Genomic DNA, 14,794 nt, shown 5'->3' with positions numbered 1-14,794 from the left:
TGTCTTTCTATACAAACTAAAAAATAATTATACTCGATTTTACGACTAATACGGAGCCACAATTAATTCTTCTACGGTTTGGTGCAATACTTTGAGAAACAACTCACGAGGCTTATTGGGCTGCGTCGTTTTTTTACAAATAACGGCGACGCCAAGCGTATAAGAACGATCATTCGGTGCCACCACAACAATATCGCCTTTCTCTACATAGGAGTGAGCATAATGCTCTGGCAGAAAACCAATAAATTTACCCGATAAAATCAACGCTAATCGGCTGTCATAAAAATAGGAAATTGCGGTGAGGTTCATGTGTGAAATTTGTTCACTAACGGCTTCGTGTGGTTTCAAACCAGCATGGGTGGCAGGGTATTGATCTGCTTGAGCTTCTTGGTCTTTAGATGAAATGCTTGCCAATGGGTGATCTTTTCCGCAATAGAGATAACAATCATCGCTGTATAAATGAACGTAATTAAGGCCATCCAGTTTACGGTGATACGGTATAAAGCCGATATCTGCTTCATCGTTCAGTATCATGCGTTCGATATTGGACATCGAAGAGACATTAGTCGTAATGAGAACTTCCGGTGCCTCATTAGAAAAACGCTGAATGAGTTCAGGAAAGTGGCTACGAGGATCAAGGCTGATTTTATCAGAGAGGGCAAGGCGAAGTTTGCCCGTTAAGCTGGCGTTTAAGTTATTCACAGTCGTTCGAAATGTGTCTAGTGATTCAAGTAAGTTCTCGGTCATTTTGTAAATAATAACGCCTTCCTCGGTAAGAGAAAAACCACCTCGACCACGCTTACACAAAACAAGATTAAGACGTGCTTCTAAATTTGAAATATGCAGACTAATTGTCGATCGACCAATGTTGAGTGACGTTTCTGCCGCTGAAAATCCACCGCAATCCACCACGGTTTTAAACACTTTCAACTGCTTGATCTCGTAATCACCCACTTGACCCAGTGAATAGTTTTTTACATTCATCGTCTCTCCCAATAGTCGTTCTCAGCTTAAGCGGCATTTTAGGGTTTCGAGCCGGCTTTGAACAAACAAATTTGTCATCCGCACTGATTCATCGCCTTTACGTCATCATATTCAATGTTGAAGACAATAAGTTCGCTGATTCTCTAACTTTACGTCGGTTTATCCTACTTTCATCACGCTTTGTGCTTCTTTAAGGTAGAGGCGCGGTTACAGCAGAGCACTTGTTATGGTCGGGTTTCTCTGCGTTCAAGGAAGATGGGTAACCGCTCGATCAAACCTTAGAGATGAAGCGCAATCGTGACGCGCTTCATCTCGTTCTTCCAGTACGTTTTTAGGCCTGTTTATCTTATTGGATAAACAGGCTTTTTTCATTTTGATTGCTTGTCTTCTTCAAGGCGGCCAGAGGAGCGTTACATGCCATTTGCTTTATCCGTTCGTCAGAAACTCATCGCGATTGTGATGCTCGTGTGTGTTGGGTACGCCGGTTTTGGCGCCTATTCCGTCTATAACTTGTCATTGATGTCGAACGCATCAGATGATGCCAGTGATCTGAGTCGATTAACCACTCAAGTCAAAAACCTCGAAGTGTCTCTCTTAAAATTCGAGCGAAAAATGGCCACATTAACACCAGATGGTGTGGCACCACTAAACCAAGAACTTGATGATATTAAATACACCATTGCGAAAGGATTTCCAATTCGAGCCGCTTTGATCGACTCTCAAGGCGCGTCGTTGCTGAATCAAAACAAAACCATATTACCCAATTATATTGCCGCTATTGAGGACAATTTACAGACTCGACAAGCGCTTGGGCTCAACGATCAATCCGCCGCACTCGGTTCATTGAATCAGGCCGCTACGGAACTCGCCGAAAAGCTGAGCACATTGGCGAGCTTTGCCGCCAGCTTTAAAGACGTTAGAAACCGAGAAAAAGATTTTCTTGTTTACAGCGATGCAGCCCATCAAGAGGCATTGATGACGTCCGTTAACGTACTAAAAGACACCATCAATAACATCGGCTTTGGCGATGTATTTAATCCCATGGTGCAAACGTATGAAGACGCTTTATCCCCTGTTATTCGTCTTTCGGTCGCGGTCAAATCGCAAGAAAGCACGCTTGAAATTTTGAGCGGCCAATACACTCAATCCATGGACAAAAGCGCCGACTACCTACAAAACACCTTACTGGCACAAGCGCAAACTCGTTCCTTAGATACCGCCAGCCAAGCTCGTCGCTCTTTGATGATGGCGGGGGTGTTGCTTGCTTTAGTTACTGGGCTAATTTTATCGACTGTGATTCATTCCTTAAATCGCAATCTTAAAGCCGTGTTGGACGTCTTAAAAGAAGTCGCACAAGGCAAGCTCCGTTCTCGTCAACAGAATATACTTATCACCAAACCAGATGAGTTCCAGCAACTGTTTATTGCGTCGAATCAAATGTCCGATGAGCTGCGTCAGCTGATTCGTCATTTGCTCAACAGCAACGAAAAACTCATTCTCACCGCAGACGAATTGGACAGCGGCATTCAAACCATTGTCAGCGGTAGCGAGCGTATTCGTGATCGCAGCAACACATTGGCCGCTTCAACCGAAGAAATTTCCGCCACAGCAGACACGGTACAAGCGATGACACAATCGGTTCAAACGGGCACAAAAGTCGCTTATGACTCGGCGACAAGCGGTGTTAATGCCATGCAGAACGCGATGAACAGCATCAGTGACGTGGCCGACACGATCCAAGATACGAATGAACGCGTCGCGCGCCTTGGCACACTGTCAAAAGAAATCGACGTGGTGATTGAACTGATCGTTGGTGTTGCAGAGCAAACCAGCTTATTAGCACTTAATGCCGCGATAGAAGCGGCTCGTGCTGGCGAAGCAGGGCGCGGTTTCGCCGTGGTCGCAGACGAAGTCAAAACGCTCTCAGAGCAAACCGTCAAAGCATCGGGAGAAATCACCTCCAAAGTCGAAAATATTCAGAAAGAAACCTTAGCGGTGATCGACGCCATGACACTCAGCCTTGAAAAAGTCAGTCGCAGTAAAGAGCAGGGCGAAAACGCCGTGATTACCATTCATGAAATCGAAAAAAACACACAAGAAGCGATGAACAACACGTTGGAAATTACCCAAGCGATTAAAGAGGTAGCGCTGACTACCACTCAAATGGCACAGGACATGGACATCATTGCTCACGATATAAAAGATAACCACATCGCAACACAATCTATCCAAATGGCCAATAAAAATGTGCATCACCAAACCCAAGAATTAGCGAACCAAATACAACGTTTCGACGTGGCATAACGGATCCACTCCCAATTTAGGGCTTGTCTGATTCTTTAGAGAGCCCTAATTTGGTGCGAATAATCCCCCTCCTTCAAACCGCTTATTCCTGCATTGAAAAAAGCAAAAATAATGCACGTTTTCAACACGATAGATCAATATTATTCACCTTATTGATGTGATCACCTAATCTATGGATTGCACCAAAATAGAACATGACGTATCGTTTTTGTGCGTCGTCTATGCGTTAGTTCACTGATTTATAAGGTTTTTGCCCTTTTTGATTGTTTGGTGCTGACAAAACTTTAGATAGGTTTTACGCGCTTTAATGCACGTTGGCTTTTTGAAAGTATCGAATACACGACTTCACACCATCACAGGATGTGATATTTTCATGCACTTTTTCTCTCGGGGTAACTCAATGATTAAAGCGATACTAAAAGTAAAAAAACGATTGGTTGCGAGTTCTTTGGCTGTCACGCTAGGTCTAGGCGCTGTCGCTTCTACTGCGCATGCTGCTGACTATAACTGGCGCTTCGCTAACCTATACGGTCGTGGCACAGCGTATGGCGCAGTGTACGAAGGATTGGCAAAAAACATCGAGACTATGTCCAATGGCCGAATCAAAGTGCAAGTATTGTATTCTGGTGAAGGTGTGGGTACTTCTGGCATTTTGGGTGCCGTAAAAACAGGCCTAATTACCATGGGCGCACCTTTCCAATCTATGCACGCTGGTGAACTTCCTGCAGGCTTGGTTGAAATTGGTCTACCAGGTGGCACCAGCGATGCCGCTGAACTAACCACGCTTTTCCAAGAAAAAGGCTGGGCGCCGATTCTGAAAAAAGCCTATGGCGAACAAGGTCTAGTATGGCTTGACCCGTACATTCAGCCATCTGTTTACGTTATTACGAAAGACTCTATCAATTCGATTGAAGATTTCAAAGGTTTGAAAATCCGTGCGCCAGGCGCGTACGGAAAATTCCTACGCAATCTTGGTGCATCACCCGTGTCCCTTGCATGGTCTGAAATTTACACCAGTCTTTCTACTGGCGTAATCGACGGTTCTATTGGTTCTAACATGATTGATCACCGCGATGGTAACCATGTTGAAGTCGCGAAATACATGTACCCACTTCCTCTAGCAGGCGCTCAAGTGTTACCTATTATTGTAAATCGCAGCGCATGGAAAAAACTAACGCCTGATCTTCAAGCGATCGTTTCTGCCGCGACGACCGTTCATGCTCGTGAGCAAATGACAAAGTCTAAATTGTGGGAATCTCAAGCCGTTGCTGAAATGGAAACAAAAGGCCTTCAGTGGAGTGCGGCTCCTAGTGATGCTGACAAAGCAGCGTGGGCCAAAGCAGGCGCAGGTCTTTGGGATGAATACTCTGCCGCTGACAAATACAGCAAAGAGCTGATCGATATTCTTCGTAAAGAAGCAAACTAATATCGGTCTGTAGAGCGATAAGAAAAGGGGATCATGTTCGCACTTGATCTCCTTTTCTTTTTCCACCCACCTTAAAAGGTAAAAAAAATGATAGAAACCGTTATCAGGCGTTACTGTTTAGCAATCCATGCCTTGGTGAGCTTTATTGGTAAATCTGTTTCTTTTCTCATGCCGGTTTTAGCTTTTGTCGTCGCTTTTGAGGTTTTTTCTCGCTATTTCTTAAATAAGCCTACCATTTGGGCCTATGACCTTTCTTTGTTTTTGTTTGGCTACATCGCTGCATTAGGTGGAGCTTACGCTCAACAGCAACGCGCTCATATTAACGTCGATATTCTTTACAACAAAGTGTCTCCTCGAGTACGCAACCTCTTCAACATGCTGTCTTTTACACTCGCCATATTCTTTGTCCTCATCATTTTCAAAATGAGCATTGGTAAATTCGAAGAAGCCATCGAGTTCAATTATCGCCGCCAAAGCGAGTGGGCGCCGCAGATGCATCATTATTGGGTCATGATGGCCGTCGCGAGTATTTTGTTGGCGTTGCAACTTTCGAGCGACTGGATAGAAGAGTGCTATCACTTGATCACCGGAAAAAACTTATTACCAGATTCTTTACGAAACACAGAGGAAACGCCAAATGATTAGCATTGAAGTTCTAACGGGCGTTTTACTGCTTTGTATTTTAGTTACCTTTGCCTTAGGTGCGCCCGTCGGTTTGGCATTGGGCGGTATTGCTATGGCGGTTGGATACGTCACATGGGGAGATGCTCTCTTTAATGTGATTCCAACGACGTTAGAAGACACGCATTTTAGTTTTATCTTATTAGCTATTCCTTTGTACATTTACATGGGGCAACTATTAACACGCTCAGGCATTGGTGATGCGATGTTCAGTGCAAGCCAAATGTTGATTGGTCGAGTACGTGGTTCTTTAGCGATCAGCGTGATCGTGGTGTGTTCTATGATTGGTGCGATGGTTGGCATTATCGGTGCTGGCATCATGACATCGGGCAGTATTGCCCTGCGTCCTATGTTGGAGCGCGGTTACGATAAACGTCTTGCATTGGGTGTCATCATGGCCGGTGGCGGTTTGGGAATTTTGATTCCGCCAAGCATTCCCATGATCATGTTTGCGTCATCGACACAAAACTCCGTTGGCCGTATGTTTATTGGTGCCTTGATTCCTGCGCTTATCACCATCATTCTACTGATCGCCTACGTGGTGATTTCATGTAAATTGAACCCAAGCCGCGCGCCCATGGACAAAATACCGGAAGTGCAGCCGACGGTTAAAGAAAAAATCATGACGGCTCGCGATGGCTTATTGTCTTTGCTTTTGATTGTTGCCGTTTTGGGCAGCATCATCATGGGCATTGCGACGCCAACCGAATCGGGTGCGATCGGTGTTGTTGGAGCCATCGTTCTTGCGATTCTGTTTAAGCGCTTCAAACCTCGTATGGTTCAAAAAGCAGGCATGCAGGCGGCATTACTTGTCAGCGTGGCAATGTGGATCATCGTTGGAGCGTCTGTGTTTAGTAACTTCCATTTGTTAATGGGCGTTCAAAACATGGTGGCCAGTTTTACTCAAGATTTAGGCTTACCGCCGATCATGGTGATCATGCTTTTCCAACTGATCATGTTGTTGCTTGGTTTCATTATTGATGAATTCATCATCGTTCTAATGTGTGCACCCATCTTCACACCGATTGCCGTTTCGTTGGGTTACGATCCGATTTGGTTTGGTATTTTGATGATCTTGAACATCGAGATTGCCGTGCAAACGCCGCCATATGGTTTTGCCTTGTTTTATCTAAAAGGCATCGCACCGCCGGGCATTACCATGTTGGATATTTACAAATCCATCCTGCCTTTTGTTCTGTTAAAACTGCTGGTTCTGATCATCGTCATGATGTTCCCAGAGCTGGTGACCTGGTTGCCGAACAAACTAATGGATGGCTAAATAAACATTACGGTCATAAAAAAGGCGACTCAGTGAGTCGCCTTTTTTCGTTCTTTGCTTTGTGTTTCTATCTAGAATTTCTCTAAAGCCTAGTAACGTTTGAGTATCAGCGCCGCGTTTACGCCACCAAAACCAAAGCCATTACACAACACGTACTCGACGTTTTTTTCACGTGAAACCAATGGGATAAGATCCAAGTCCGCCATACTGTCTTCTGGTTGCTCTAGGTTCAATGTCGGCGGTAAAACACCGGATCTCAGCGCCTGAGCACTAAAAATAGCTTCCACACCACCCGCGGCGCCGAGCAAATGACCGGTGGCCGATTTCGTCGACGAGATCGCCACGGCAGTGACGTTTTCACCAAAGACTCGACGCAATGCATTGATCTCACCGCGATCGCCCACGGGTGTCGACGTTGCATGCGCATTCACGTAGCCAATTTTATCGGCGGTAATTCCCGCCATGGTCAGCGCCGTTTGCATCGCGCGCGCCGCGCCTTCGCCGTTTTCTGGACCAGAAGTTAGATGATAAGCGTCCGCACTGGTACCGTAACCAACGATTTCCACCAAGGGCTTCGCGCCTCTCGCTAACGCATGTTCGAGGGTTTCCAGTACGACTAAACCCGCACCTTCGCCCATCACAAACCCTTCACGGTCTTTATCAAACGGACGAGACGCTTTTGTAGGATCATCGTTACGAGTAGAAAGCGCTTTCAACGCACCAAATCCTGCCAGAGACAATGGATCGATACAAGCTTCTGTACCGCCAGCCAAGGCAACTTTCGCCTCACCCGTACGCAACAGACGCATCGCATCACCAATCGCTTGTACGCCCGCAGCACACGCTGTCACCGGTGTACCAATCGGTCCTTTAAAACCATATTTGATCGATACATTCCCTGCCGCGAGGTTGGCAAGAAACGCTGGCACAGTGAAAGGCGATAATCGACGCGCGCCTTGATTGGTTAATACCGATTGCGCATGGGTGATGGTTGGTAATCCACCGATACCTGTTGCGATAATGGTCGCCGTTGCTTGCTGATCTTCTTCTGTTGTTGGTTGCCAGTTCGCTTGGGTTAGGGCTTCTTCGGCCGCCGCCAAAGCGAATAATGTAAACAGATCTACACGCTTACGATCTTTTGGTGACAGATAGTCCGATTCATTCAAACCATTGTCCTGCTCCGTGTGACTTGGCACTTGTCCAGCAATGTGTGTGTTCAAACCATCGGACAGTGTGGTTGGTAATAATCGAATACCGGACTCACCTCGTATCAATCGATCCCAAACCGATGCTACGCCCAAACCTAGTGGCGACACCAAACCCATTCCTGTAATAACAATTCGGTCTTTAAGCGACATGAGAAAACCCTCTTAAGTTTCTGCAGAAAGAAAGTCCCCATGCTAGAGTGAGTCTATATATGATCAAGATAATATTAAAATCCCCTTGTACAATGTCATTAAAGAAAGGGGTCGCTCGAAGATTATTAATCGACAGACAAAGATTACGTTTAGGAGACTAAACATGCCTTACACACCAAAGCACAAAGAACAGACTCGCCAGCGTATCTTACAAGCCGCGGCTAAGTTGTTCTGCTCGCACGGTTTTGATCGCGTCACGCTCACACAGATCATGAAAAAAGCCAACATGACTCACGGGGCGTTCTACGCGCATTTTTCAGCGAAAAGCAGTTTGTACGAAGCCGCGATGCAATTCGCTACGTCACATGCTTTTTGGGCTCGCGATGACAAGCAAACCGAGAACAAAGAAACGCATTTAAAAGCGCTCGTCTCGCGTTATTTGAGCTGGAGTAAAAGCGATAAAGAACACCCGTCTCCATTGGAATTTTTAGTGACGGACGCCGCACACACAGAAGAAAAGGTTCGCCAAGCCTATCAAGCTTGCTTCGACAGTTTAGTCGAACGCCTTGCGGGAATTTTGAAAAAACGCGGTAGCCAAGACGCCAATGCGTTAGCGGAAGAAACCGTGGTGTCTTTAGTGGGAACTGTCGCCATCGCCAGATCCTTCACTCAGCCACTGCAAAATGATTTCTTAAAACGCGCTCAAGAACGCATTGTTAAGCGTCTAAACAGTGGTTTAAATACTAGGGAAAGTTAAGTGCATAGGTTAAATTGTTTCACGTGACACAAAAGATGAGTGAGTACTGAAAGGAAAAGAGAAGGGTAACAAGACTAAGCCAATCGCCTTAGTCTTGTTTTTTATACCAGTCAATAACGCTTGGGGCGAGTTCAGGCCCAGAGACAAAGAAGTGTCCGTTAAGTAATGTTTTACGTTGATTGTAGCGAAACGGTTGTCCCGTTGGCGTAACAAGCATGCCGCCAGCCGCTTCGATAATCGCTTGTTGTGCGGCGGTATCCCACTCACTGGTCGGACCACGACGTAAGTGTAAATCTGCAATACCTTCTGCTATTCGACAGCCTTTTATTGAACTGCCCTTGGGTAACTCTCTAACTTGCTCATAAGCCAACTTTAACGTTGCTTTTAGATCGGCGGGTAGAGCAGGGCCATGGCTACGGCTTGTCATCACGATAATCGGATCACGCGGATCGCGAAGTTTAATGCTTTCAAATTCATTGCCTTGCCATTTGAACGCACCAACCGGTAAGCCTTTCCACGATTCGGTAACACCGACATACCCTTCGCTCGTGGTTGGTAGGTAAACAACACCTAAAATAGGAACGCCATTTTCGACCAAAGCTATGTTGATGCTGAACTCACCATTTCGCTTAATAAATTCTTTGGTGCCATCCAATGGGTCGACAATCCATAACATGGGCCATCCAGAGCGCTCCTCGAACGAAACGACGCCTTCTTCGGACAAGACTGGAATATCCGGTGTAAGCGCCTGCAAACCTGCTAGAATCACTTTGTGTGCAGCTAGGTCGGCAGCCGTCACTGGACTATCATCCAGTTTTTGCTCAATACCCAAATCGGCACGTTGATAAATGTCCATGATCACATCGGCGGCATCGTGTATTATTTTTTGAAGAGCTTGGAAAATTGGGTGTTTACTAATGTCCTGCATAACAGCCTCAAATATGACAACAGAATAGGGTCAACGCATTCTTTATGAGTAAACCAGAAAAGCAGTCGGCACCACAAGCCGTTCGTTTAGATAAGTGGCTTTGGGCCGCACGTTTTTATAAAACTCGCTCACTTTGCAAAGAAGCCATTGATGGTGGCAAGGTGTCCTATAACGGCAGCAAAGGGAAAGCCAGTCGCAATGTCGAAGTCGGAGCCTTGATTGGTATACGAGCTGGCTGGGATGAAAAGGTACTAAAAATCATAGCCATTAGCGGACAGCGTCGTGGCGCGCCAGAAGCACAACTCTTGTATGAAGAAACCGCCGAGTCAATTAAGAAACGAGAAAAGCGCGCGCTCGAAAACAAATCCTTCGGTGGTCGAATCATGACGGACCATAAGCCAAATAAAAAAGAGCGTCGTGATATTAAGCAGCTAAAGCACGATATATTTAGTGGTTCTGACTAGCCTAAAAATAAAAAAGAGGCGCCTGCTTAGCGTCTCTTTTTATTAACCACATGGGGTTTTAGACAATAAAATCAGCAACGCCCATAAAGCCCTTCACGATTCTCAATACACCCAGACAGTTCCAGTTCCATTAACGCCTGCATCATCATGCCAGCGCTCATTTGTGTAAAACGTATTAAGGCATCAAAATCCATTGCCGTTGCTTCTTTTTCCAATGCTATCGCTAACGTCTTTGCGCCTTCAGATGCTGACTCAGGTATTTGATGAAATGATCCGTGAAGCGACGTTCTTCCGTGACCGACAGTTCGCTCTGCCGCTTTATTTTGTGCCACGGCAGTATTTTCAAATATCAACGACGTTGCAGAGCACTCCTCAAGAATATCGTCGACATTACGAACCAAGGTTGCACCTTGTCGAAGAAGCTGATGGCAACCCTCCGACTGTTTATCTGACAAACGGCCAGGCAAAGCAAACACATCTCGATTTTGCTGCACGGCATAACTGGCACTGATCAATGATCCGCTTTTAATTGATGCCTCAGCGACCAGCACGCCCATACTCAAACCACTGATGATTCGATTTCGTGGCGGGAAGAGGTGAGGGCGCGGACTTGTCGTTAGTGGGTATTCACTAATCAAAGCACCACCTTGTTCTACAATCTGTTCAAACAATGCGGTATTTTGAGTTGGATAACGGTGCAATAAACCGGTCCCCATAACGCCTATGGTTGGAGTTGCTTTACCCTGCAAAGCGCCTTGATGTGCAGCGGTGTCAATGCCAATGGCACCACCGCTGACCACACAAATGCCATGAGACGCCAATTGTTCGGCCAGCTGAAAGGTTATATCCCGTCCATGGCGAGTGCATTTTCGCGCCCCAACAATGCCGATTTTAGGCAAAGCCAAAGCATTTCGATGACCTTCAACATACAAAAAAGCAGGCGCCACGCTAATCTCTTTCAATTCACTGGGGTAAAATAGATCTTCTTGCAGCACTAAGAAATGATGGGGCTCCATTAACCACGACAATGATTGATCGCGCTTGATGACTTGCTCCTCCGTTAATGTGCCCGTGGATAGGTAATCCATTGCCTGACGCGCTGTTACCTCAGGCCATTTTAGCGCTCGCAATATATCGTACGAAATGATGTCGGGGGAATTGCTATCTGTTTCAAAAAGCGATGCTGTTTTCGTTTGATCCTGTGATGTATCTGAGTGGAGTTGCGTTAGATAGGTATAAAGGCGAGATAGTCGAGCAGGGCCAATACCCGATAAAAAACTAAGGCATAACCAATCGGTTTGAGTTAGACCTGCAGCATAAGGTGTATCCATAACAAAACGCTTCCTTGCTTATCCGGATGACGAGACGGTAATCGCCTCATTAAAATCTGGGCTTTCCTTGCCCAACGCTTTACTTAAAATATCAATCCAAGCCTAAATAGACTGTGACTATGGAGGCCATTCAATCATATTGACCAAAAAACCGCCACGAGAAGACTGCTCAATAGACAGAGTTGCGTTACAATAGACAGAATGAAAAGAGTTGGAGAGAGCGTCTCCACTCATGAACAAAGACACATCGTGGAAAAGATCATGACTGTATTAACCGTACTTGAATACCCAGATAAACGCTTACGCAAAATTGCGAAGCCAATTACCCAGTTCACTGACGCGCTGCAAACTAAAATCGACGACATGTTAGATACCATGTATGACGAGAGTGGTTTGGGCTTAGCCGCAACGCAAGTGGATTACCATCACCGCCTTGTCGTGATGGACTTCTCCGAAGAACGCAACGCGCCGATCGTTTTTATAAACCCAGAATTTGACGTATTGGACGATGAGCCTAACGAATTTCAAGAAGGCTGTTTGTCTGTCCCCGGGTTCTATGAACATCTTTACCGTGCAGCCAAAGTCAGAGTCAAGGCGCTTGATCGCCATGGCAACCCCTTTGAAATGGAAGTGGATGAGTTGATGGCCGTTTGTGTACAGCATGAAGTGGACCATCTTGATGGCAAGTTGATGGTGGATTATTTATCGCCGTTGAAGCGTAATCGCATCAAAAGCAAACTTGAAAAAGCCCATAAGTTAGCCCTAAAAGAAGGTTAAGCAATCCGGCTTTAGGCACGATTAGACCTTTTGAACGTCTAGATCATTGATACAAGTATTTTAAAAATCAGGCTTTGGCCTGATTTTTTGTTAAGGAACCTTTATGCCAACATCACCATTGCGTATTGTTTTTGCCGGCACACCTGAATTCGCCGCCGCCAGTCTACAGGCTATACTTGAAAAAAAAACCACGAACAAGTATGAAGTAGTTGGCGTTTATACCCAACCAGATCGTCCAGCGGGTCGTGGCCAAAAGCTAGTACAAAGCCCTGTAAAGCAACTGGCACTGACCAATAACATTCCTGTTTTTCAGCCGCTGAATTTCAAACTAGATGAAGATAAAGCGCAACTGGTTGAGCTTAACGCTGACCTCATGATTGTTGCCGCTTACGGTATCATCTTGCCAAAAGCCGTATTGGATACGCCCAAGCTGGGCTGCATAAATGTACATGCTTCATTGTTACCACGCTGGCGCGGTGCCGCACCGATTCATCGAGCCTTGATAGCAGGTGATGGCGAAACGGGCATCACCATCATGCAAATGGACGTTGGTTTAGACACGGGTGACATGCTGTTAAAAGCGCTTTGCGATATAAAACCAACAGACACCTCAGCAACCTTGCATGACCGTTTAGCTATGATCGGAGGCGACGCCTTAATCGAAGCATTGGAAATGCTGAAGGCAAATACACTCGTACCAGAAGTACAGGACGACAGCCTGACGAGCTACGCCGCAAAACTCACCAAGCAAGAAGCGAACATAAACTGGTCTGCGTCGGCAGAATTGATTGAGCGTCAAATTCGTGGTTTATCGCCTTGGCCTGTGGCTTATACCAACAGTCTTGCGGGCGTGATGAAAATTCATGCCGCGCACATTGCAAGCGTCAGCGATGAAGCGTCCACGCCTGGCGATATTTTAGTTGTCAGTAAAGAAGGGATAATCGTGGCCACAGGGCAGGGTTCTATCCTGATCACAGACATTCAATTTGCCGGCGGCAAGCGCATAAAAATTCAAGATGCGCTCAATGGAAAACACAAAGCGGCATTAGAAATTGGCCAACGCCTTGGCCTTATCGAGCAACCATTATGAGTCAAAAAAACACTATGTCATCAGACACAACGTCTATTCAGCACAGCGCCCGCCAAGTGGCGATTGAAGTAATCAGCAATATTTTACTTCAGCAAGGATCGCTCAGCACGCAACTCGCTCGCCATCAATTGGATGTCGCCAGCGAACACATTCCTCTTTTAAAGGAGCTGTGTTTCGGTGTTTGCCGTCAGTATCCAAAACTGAACAGCATCGCATTACATTTGTTAGAACACCCTTTTGAAGAAAAGGACACAGATTTATACGCAACGCTGCTTTTAGGTTTGTATCAGTTAACCTACATGAACACACCTGACCATGCAGCGGTTAACGAATCGGTTGAAGCATGTAGACTGCTTAATAAAGATTGGGCAACCAAACTAATGAACGCAGTCCTACGTCGCTATCAACGTGAGGCCGACGACATTGTTGAACTATTAGAAGCAATGCCATCCATTGAATACAACCATCCCAAATGGCTGGTTAAGCGTCTTAACAAACATTGGCCAGATCAGCTTGAAGAAATCATAGAAGCAAGCAACACGCACCCACCAATGTGTATACGGGTGAATGAGAGCCGAGTTTCACGTGAAACATACAAAGCGACGCTGATGGAAAAAGGGATAAAATCAACAGAGGGTGAGTTTTCAAGCGGCGCGTTGTACCTAAGAAATGCAGTTCGCGTTACAGAGTTACCTAATTTCGAAGACGGTTTTGTTAGCGTTCAAGATGAAGCCGCACAACTTTCTGCATATATATTGTCACCACAAGCCGGAGATAAAATACTCGATGCGTGCGCAGCACCAGGTGGTAAAACAGGACACTTGCTAGAAAAAACCGACAACGTCGAACTGACTGCAGTGGAACTTGAACCTTGGCGTATGGAAAAAATCGAATCCAACCTTGAGCGCCTTAGCTATTCCGCAAAACTGATTTGTGCCGATGCGGCTGAATTAGACACTTGGTGGGACGGCGAACATTTCGACAAGATTTTGTTGGATGTACCTTGTTCTGCTACCGGTGTGATTCGTCGTAACCCAGACATTAAGATCAATCGCAAACCCGCAGACATTGATGAGATGGTTAGCATTCAGCGTGAAATTCTGGACAGTGTTTGGACGACACTAAAACCAGGCGGTTTTATGTTGTACGCAACATGCTCTTTAATGCCAGAAGAGAATGAGCTACAAATTCAGCGTTTTCTTGAAAACCAAAAAGACGCGACAGACGTTCCATTAAACACGCTAGCAGCTGACTTCGCACTAGAGTGGGGGATTCCAGTCAGTCACGGTCGTCAGCTATTTCCTAGCTTAGAAAGTCACGATGGATTCTATTATTGTCTGCTTAAAAAAATATAGGCACAGGTTGAACCATATAAACCTATAATACATAAGCAACTTTCAAAAAAGCCCAATCAA

13 protein-coding genes are annotated in these 14,794 nt (G+C 45.8%); 9 read left to right on the top strand and 4 right to left on the bottom strand.

What is annotated here, in order from left to right; genetic code table 11:
* Nucleotides 1-45: 45 nt before the first annotated feature.
* Nucleotides 46-984: a LysR family transcriptional regulator gene (locus MP3633_RS00215; protein WP_176333981.1), complete on the bottom strand. Its 939-nt coding sequence runs from the start codon at nt 982-984 to the stop codon at nt 46-48.
* A gap of 414 nt (nt 985-1,398) precedes the next feature.
* Here MP3633_RS00215 and MP3633_RS00210 point away from each other — a divergent pair, with 414 nt between their 5' ends.
* From MP3633_RS00210 to MP3633_RS00195, 4 genes are all read left to right on the top strand, one after another.
* Nucleotides 1,399-3,288: a methyl-accepting chemotaxis protein gene (locus MP3633_RS00210; protein WP_176333980.1), complete on the top strand. Its 1,890-nt coding sequence runs from the start codon at nt 1,399-1,401 to the stop codon at nt 3,286-3,288.
* A gap of 400 nt (nt 3,289-3,688) precedes the next feature.
* Nucleotides 3,689-4,714 carry a TRAP transporter substrate-binding protein gene (locus tag MP3633_RS00205; protein WP_176333979.1) on the top strand — a complete coding sequence of 342 codons (1,026 nt, stop codon included), beginning with the start codon at nt 3,689-3,691 and terminating at the stop codon, nt 4,712-4,714.
* Nucleotides 4,715-4,801: 87 nt separating this feature from the next.
* The gene (locus MP3633_RS00200; RefSeq protein WP_176333978.1) at nt 4,802-5,359 is read left to right on the top strand and encodes a TRAP transporter small permease subunit; all 558 of its coding nucleotides are present in this window, start codon (nt 4,802-4,804) and stop codon (nt 5,357-5,359) included.
* Nucleotides 5,352-6,674 (top strand): TRAP transporter large permease, encoded by a 1,323-nt coding sequence (locus MP3633_RS00195; RefSeq protein WP_217909029.1) that lies wholly within the window; start codon nt 5,352-5,354, stop codon nt 6,672-6,674. The genes MP3633_RS00200 and MP3633_RS00195 overlap by 8 nt, the downstream gene beginning before the upstream one ends.
* Before the next feature lie 89 nt (nt 6,675-6,763).
* Here the strand turns inward: MP3633_RS00195 and fabF are convergent, their stop codons facing one another.
* Nucleotides 6,764-8,032 carry a beta-ketoacyl-ACP synthase II gene (fabF, locus tag MP3633_RS00190; RefSeq protein ID WP_176333977.1) on the bottom strand — a complete coding sequence of 423 codons (1,269 nt, stop codon included), beginning with the start codon at nt 8,030-8,032 and terminating at the stop codon, nt 6,764-6,766.
* 163 nt (nt 8,033-8,195) lie between these two features.
* On the opposite strand from fabF, the gene MP3633_RS00185 reads away from it, so the two are divergent.
* The gene (locus tag MP3633_RS00185; protein ID WP_176333976.1) at nt 8,196-8,789 is read left to right on the top strand and encodes a TetR/AcrR family transcriptional regulator; all 594 of its coding nucleotides are present in this window, start codon (nt 8,196-8,198) and stop codon (nt 8,787-8,789) included.
* Between the two features lie 88 nt (nt 8,790-8,877).
* Here the strand turns inward: MP3633_RS00185 and cysQ are convergent, their stop codons facing one another.
* Complete coding sequence (gene cysQ / locus MP3633_RS00180; RefSeq protein ID WP_176333975.1) at nt 8,878-9,717, bottom strand: 3'(2'),5'-bisphosphate nucleotidase CysQ; 840 nt, start codon at nt 9,715-9,717, stop codon at nt 8,878-8,880.
* A 44-nt stretch (nt 9,718-9,761) separates the two neighbouring features.
* Here cysQ and MP3633_RS00175 point away from each other — a divergent pair, with 44 nt between their 5' ends.
* Complete coding sequence (locus MP3633_RS00175) at nt 9,762-10,181, top strand: RNA-binding S4 domain-containing protein (protein WP_176333974.1); 420 nt, start codon at nt 9,762-9,764, stop codon at nt 10,179-10,181.
* 71 nt (nt 10,182-10,252) lie between these two features.
* Here MP3633_RS00175 and dprA read toward each other — a convergent pair whose 3' ends face one another.
* Nucleotides 10,253-11,512, bottom strand: coding sequence for a DNA-processing protein DprA (gene dprA / locus MP3633_RS00170; protein ID WP_176333973.1), 1,260 nt, complete (start codon nt 11,510-11,512; stop codon nt 10,253-10,255).
* 261 nt (nt 11,513-11,773) lie between these two features.
* On the opposite strand from dprA, the gene def reads away from it, so the two are divergent.
* The 3 genes from def (at nt 11,774) to rsmB (ending at nt 14,734) form a co-directional block, all read left to right on the top strand.
* Nucleotides 11,774-12,289 carry a peptide deformylase gene (def, locus tag MP3633_RS00165; RefSeq protein ID WP_112135391.1) on the top strand — a complete coding sequence of 172 codons (516 nt, stop codon included), beginning with the start codon at nt 11,774-11,776 and terminating at the stop codon, nt 12,287-12,289.
* 103 nt (nt 12,290-12,392) lie between these two features.
* Nucleotides 12,393-13,379 carry a methionyl-tRNA formyltransferase gene (fmt, locus tag MP3633_RS00160; protein ID WP_176333972.1) on the top strand — a complete coding sequence of 329 codons (987 nt, stop codon included), beginning with the start codon at nt 12,393-12,395 and terminating at the stop codon, nt 13,377-13,379.
* A complete protein-coding gene (gene rsmB / locus MP3633_RS00155; protein ID WP_176333971.1) occupies nt 13,376-14,734 on the top strand; it encodes a 16S rRNA (cytosine(967)-C(5))-methyltransferase RsmB in 1,359 nt (452 codons plus the stop codon). The genes fmt and rsmB overlap by 4 nt, the downstream gene beginning before the upstream one ends.
* The last annotated feature ends 60 nt before the right edge of the window (nt 14,735-14,794 follow it).

Origin of the sequence: Marinomonas primoryensis, assembly GCF_013372285.1 — a bacterium.
Classification (GTDB): Bacteria; Pseudomonadota; Gammaproteobacteria; order Pseudomonadales; family Marinomonadaceae; genus Marinomonas; species Marinomonas primoryensis.
Note: the sequence above shows the minus strand (reverse complement) of the source record. Positions and strands in the feature narration are given on the sequence as shown.

Coding starts and splice junctions, on each gene's coding strand:
- MP3633_RS00215 (WP_176333981.1), bottom strand. CDS start 984: ATGAATGTAAAAAACTATTCACTGGGTCAAGTGGGTGATTACGAGATC.
- MP3633_RS00210 (WP_176333980.1), top strand. CDS start 1,399: ATGCCATTTGCTTTATCCGTTCGTCAGAAACTCATCGCGATTGTGATG.
- MP3633_RS00205 (WP_176333979.1), top strand. CDS start 3,689: ATGATTAAAGCGATACTAAAAGTAAAAAAACGATTGGTTGCGAGTTCT.
- MP3633_RS00200 (WP_176333978.1), top strand. CDS start 4,802: ATGATAGAAACCGTTATCAGGCGTTACTGTTTAGCAATCCATGCCTTG.
- MP3633_RS00195 (WP_217909029.1), top strand. CDS start 5,352: ATGATTAGCATTGAAGTTCTAACGGGCGTTTTACTGCTTTGTATTTTA.
- fabF (WP_176333977.1), bottom strand. CDS start 8,032: ATGTCGCTTAAAGACCGAATTGTTATTACAGGAATGGGTTTGGTGTCG.
- MP3633_RS00185 (WP_176333976.1), top strand. CDS start 8,196: ATGCCTTACACACCAAAGCACAAAGAACAGACTCGCCAGCGTATCTTA.
- cysQ (WP_176333975.1), bottom strand. CDS start 9,717: ATGCAGGACATTAGTAAACACCCAATTTTCCAAGCTCTTCAAAAAATA.
- MP3633_RS00175 (WP_176333974.1), top strand. CDS start 9,762: ATGAGTAAACCAGAAAAGCAGTCGGCACCACAAGCCGTTCGTTTAGAT.
- dprA (WP_176333973.1), bottom strand. CDS start 11,512: ATGGATACACCTTATGCTGCAGGTCTAACTCAAACCGATTGGTTATGC.
- def (WP_112135391.1), top strand. CDS start 11,774: ATGACTGTATTAACCGTACTTGAATACCCAGATAAACGCTTACGCAAA.
- fmt (WP_176333972.1), top strand. CDS start 12,393: ATGCCAACATCACCATTGCGTATTGTTTTTGCCGGCACACCTGAATTC.
- rsmB (WP_176333971.1), top strand. CDS start 13,376: ATGAGTCAAAAAAACACTATGTCATCAGACACAACGTCTATTCAGCAC.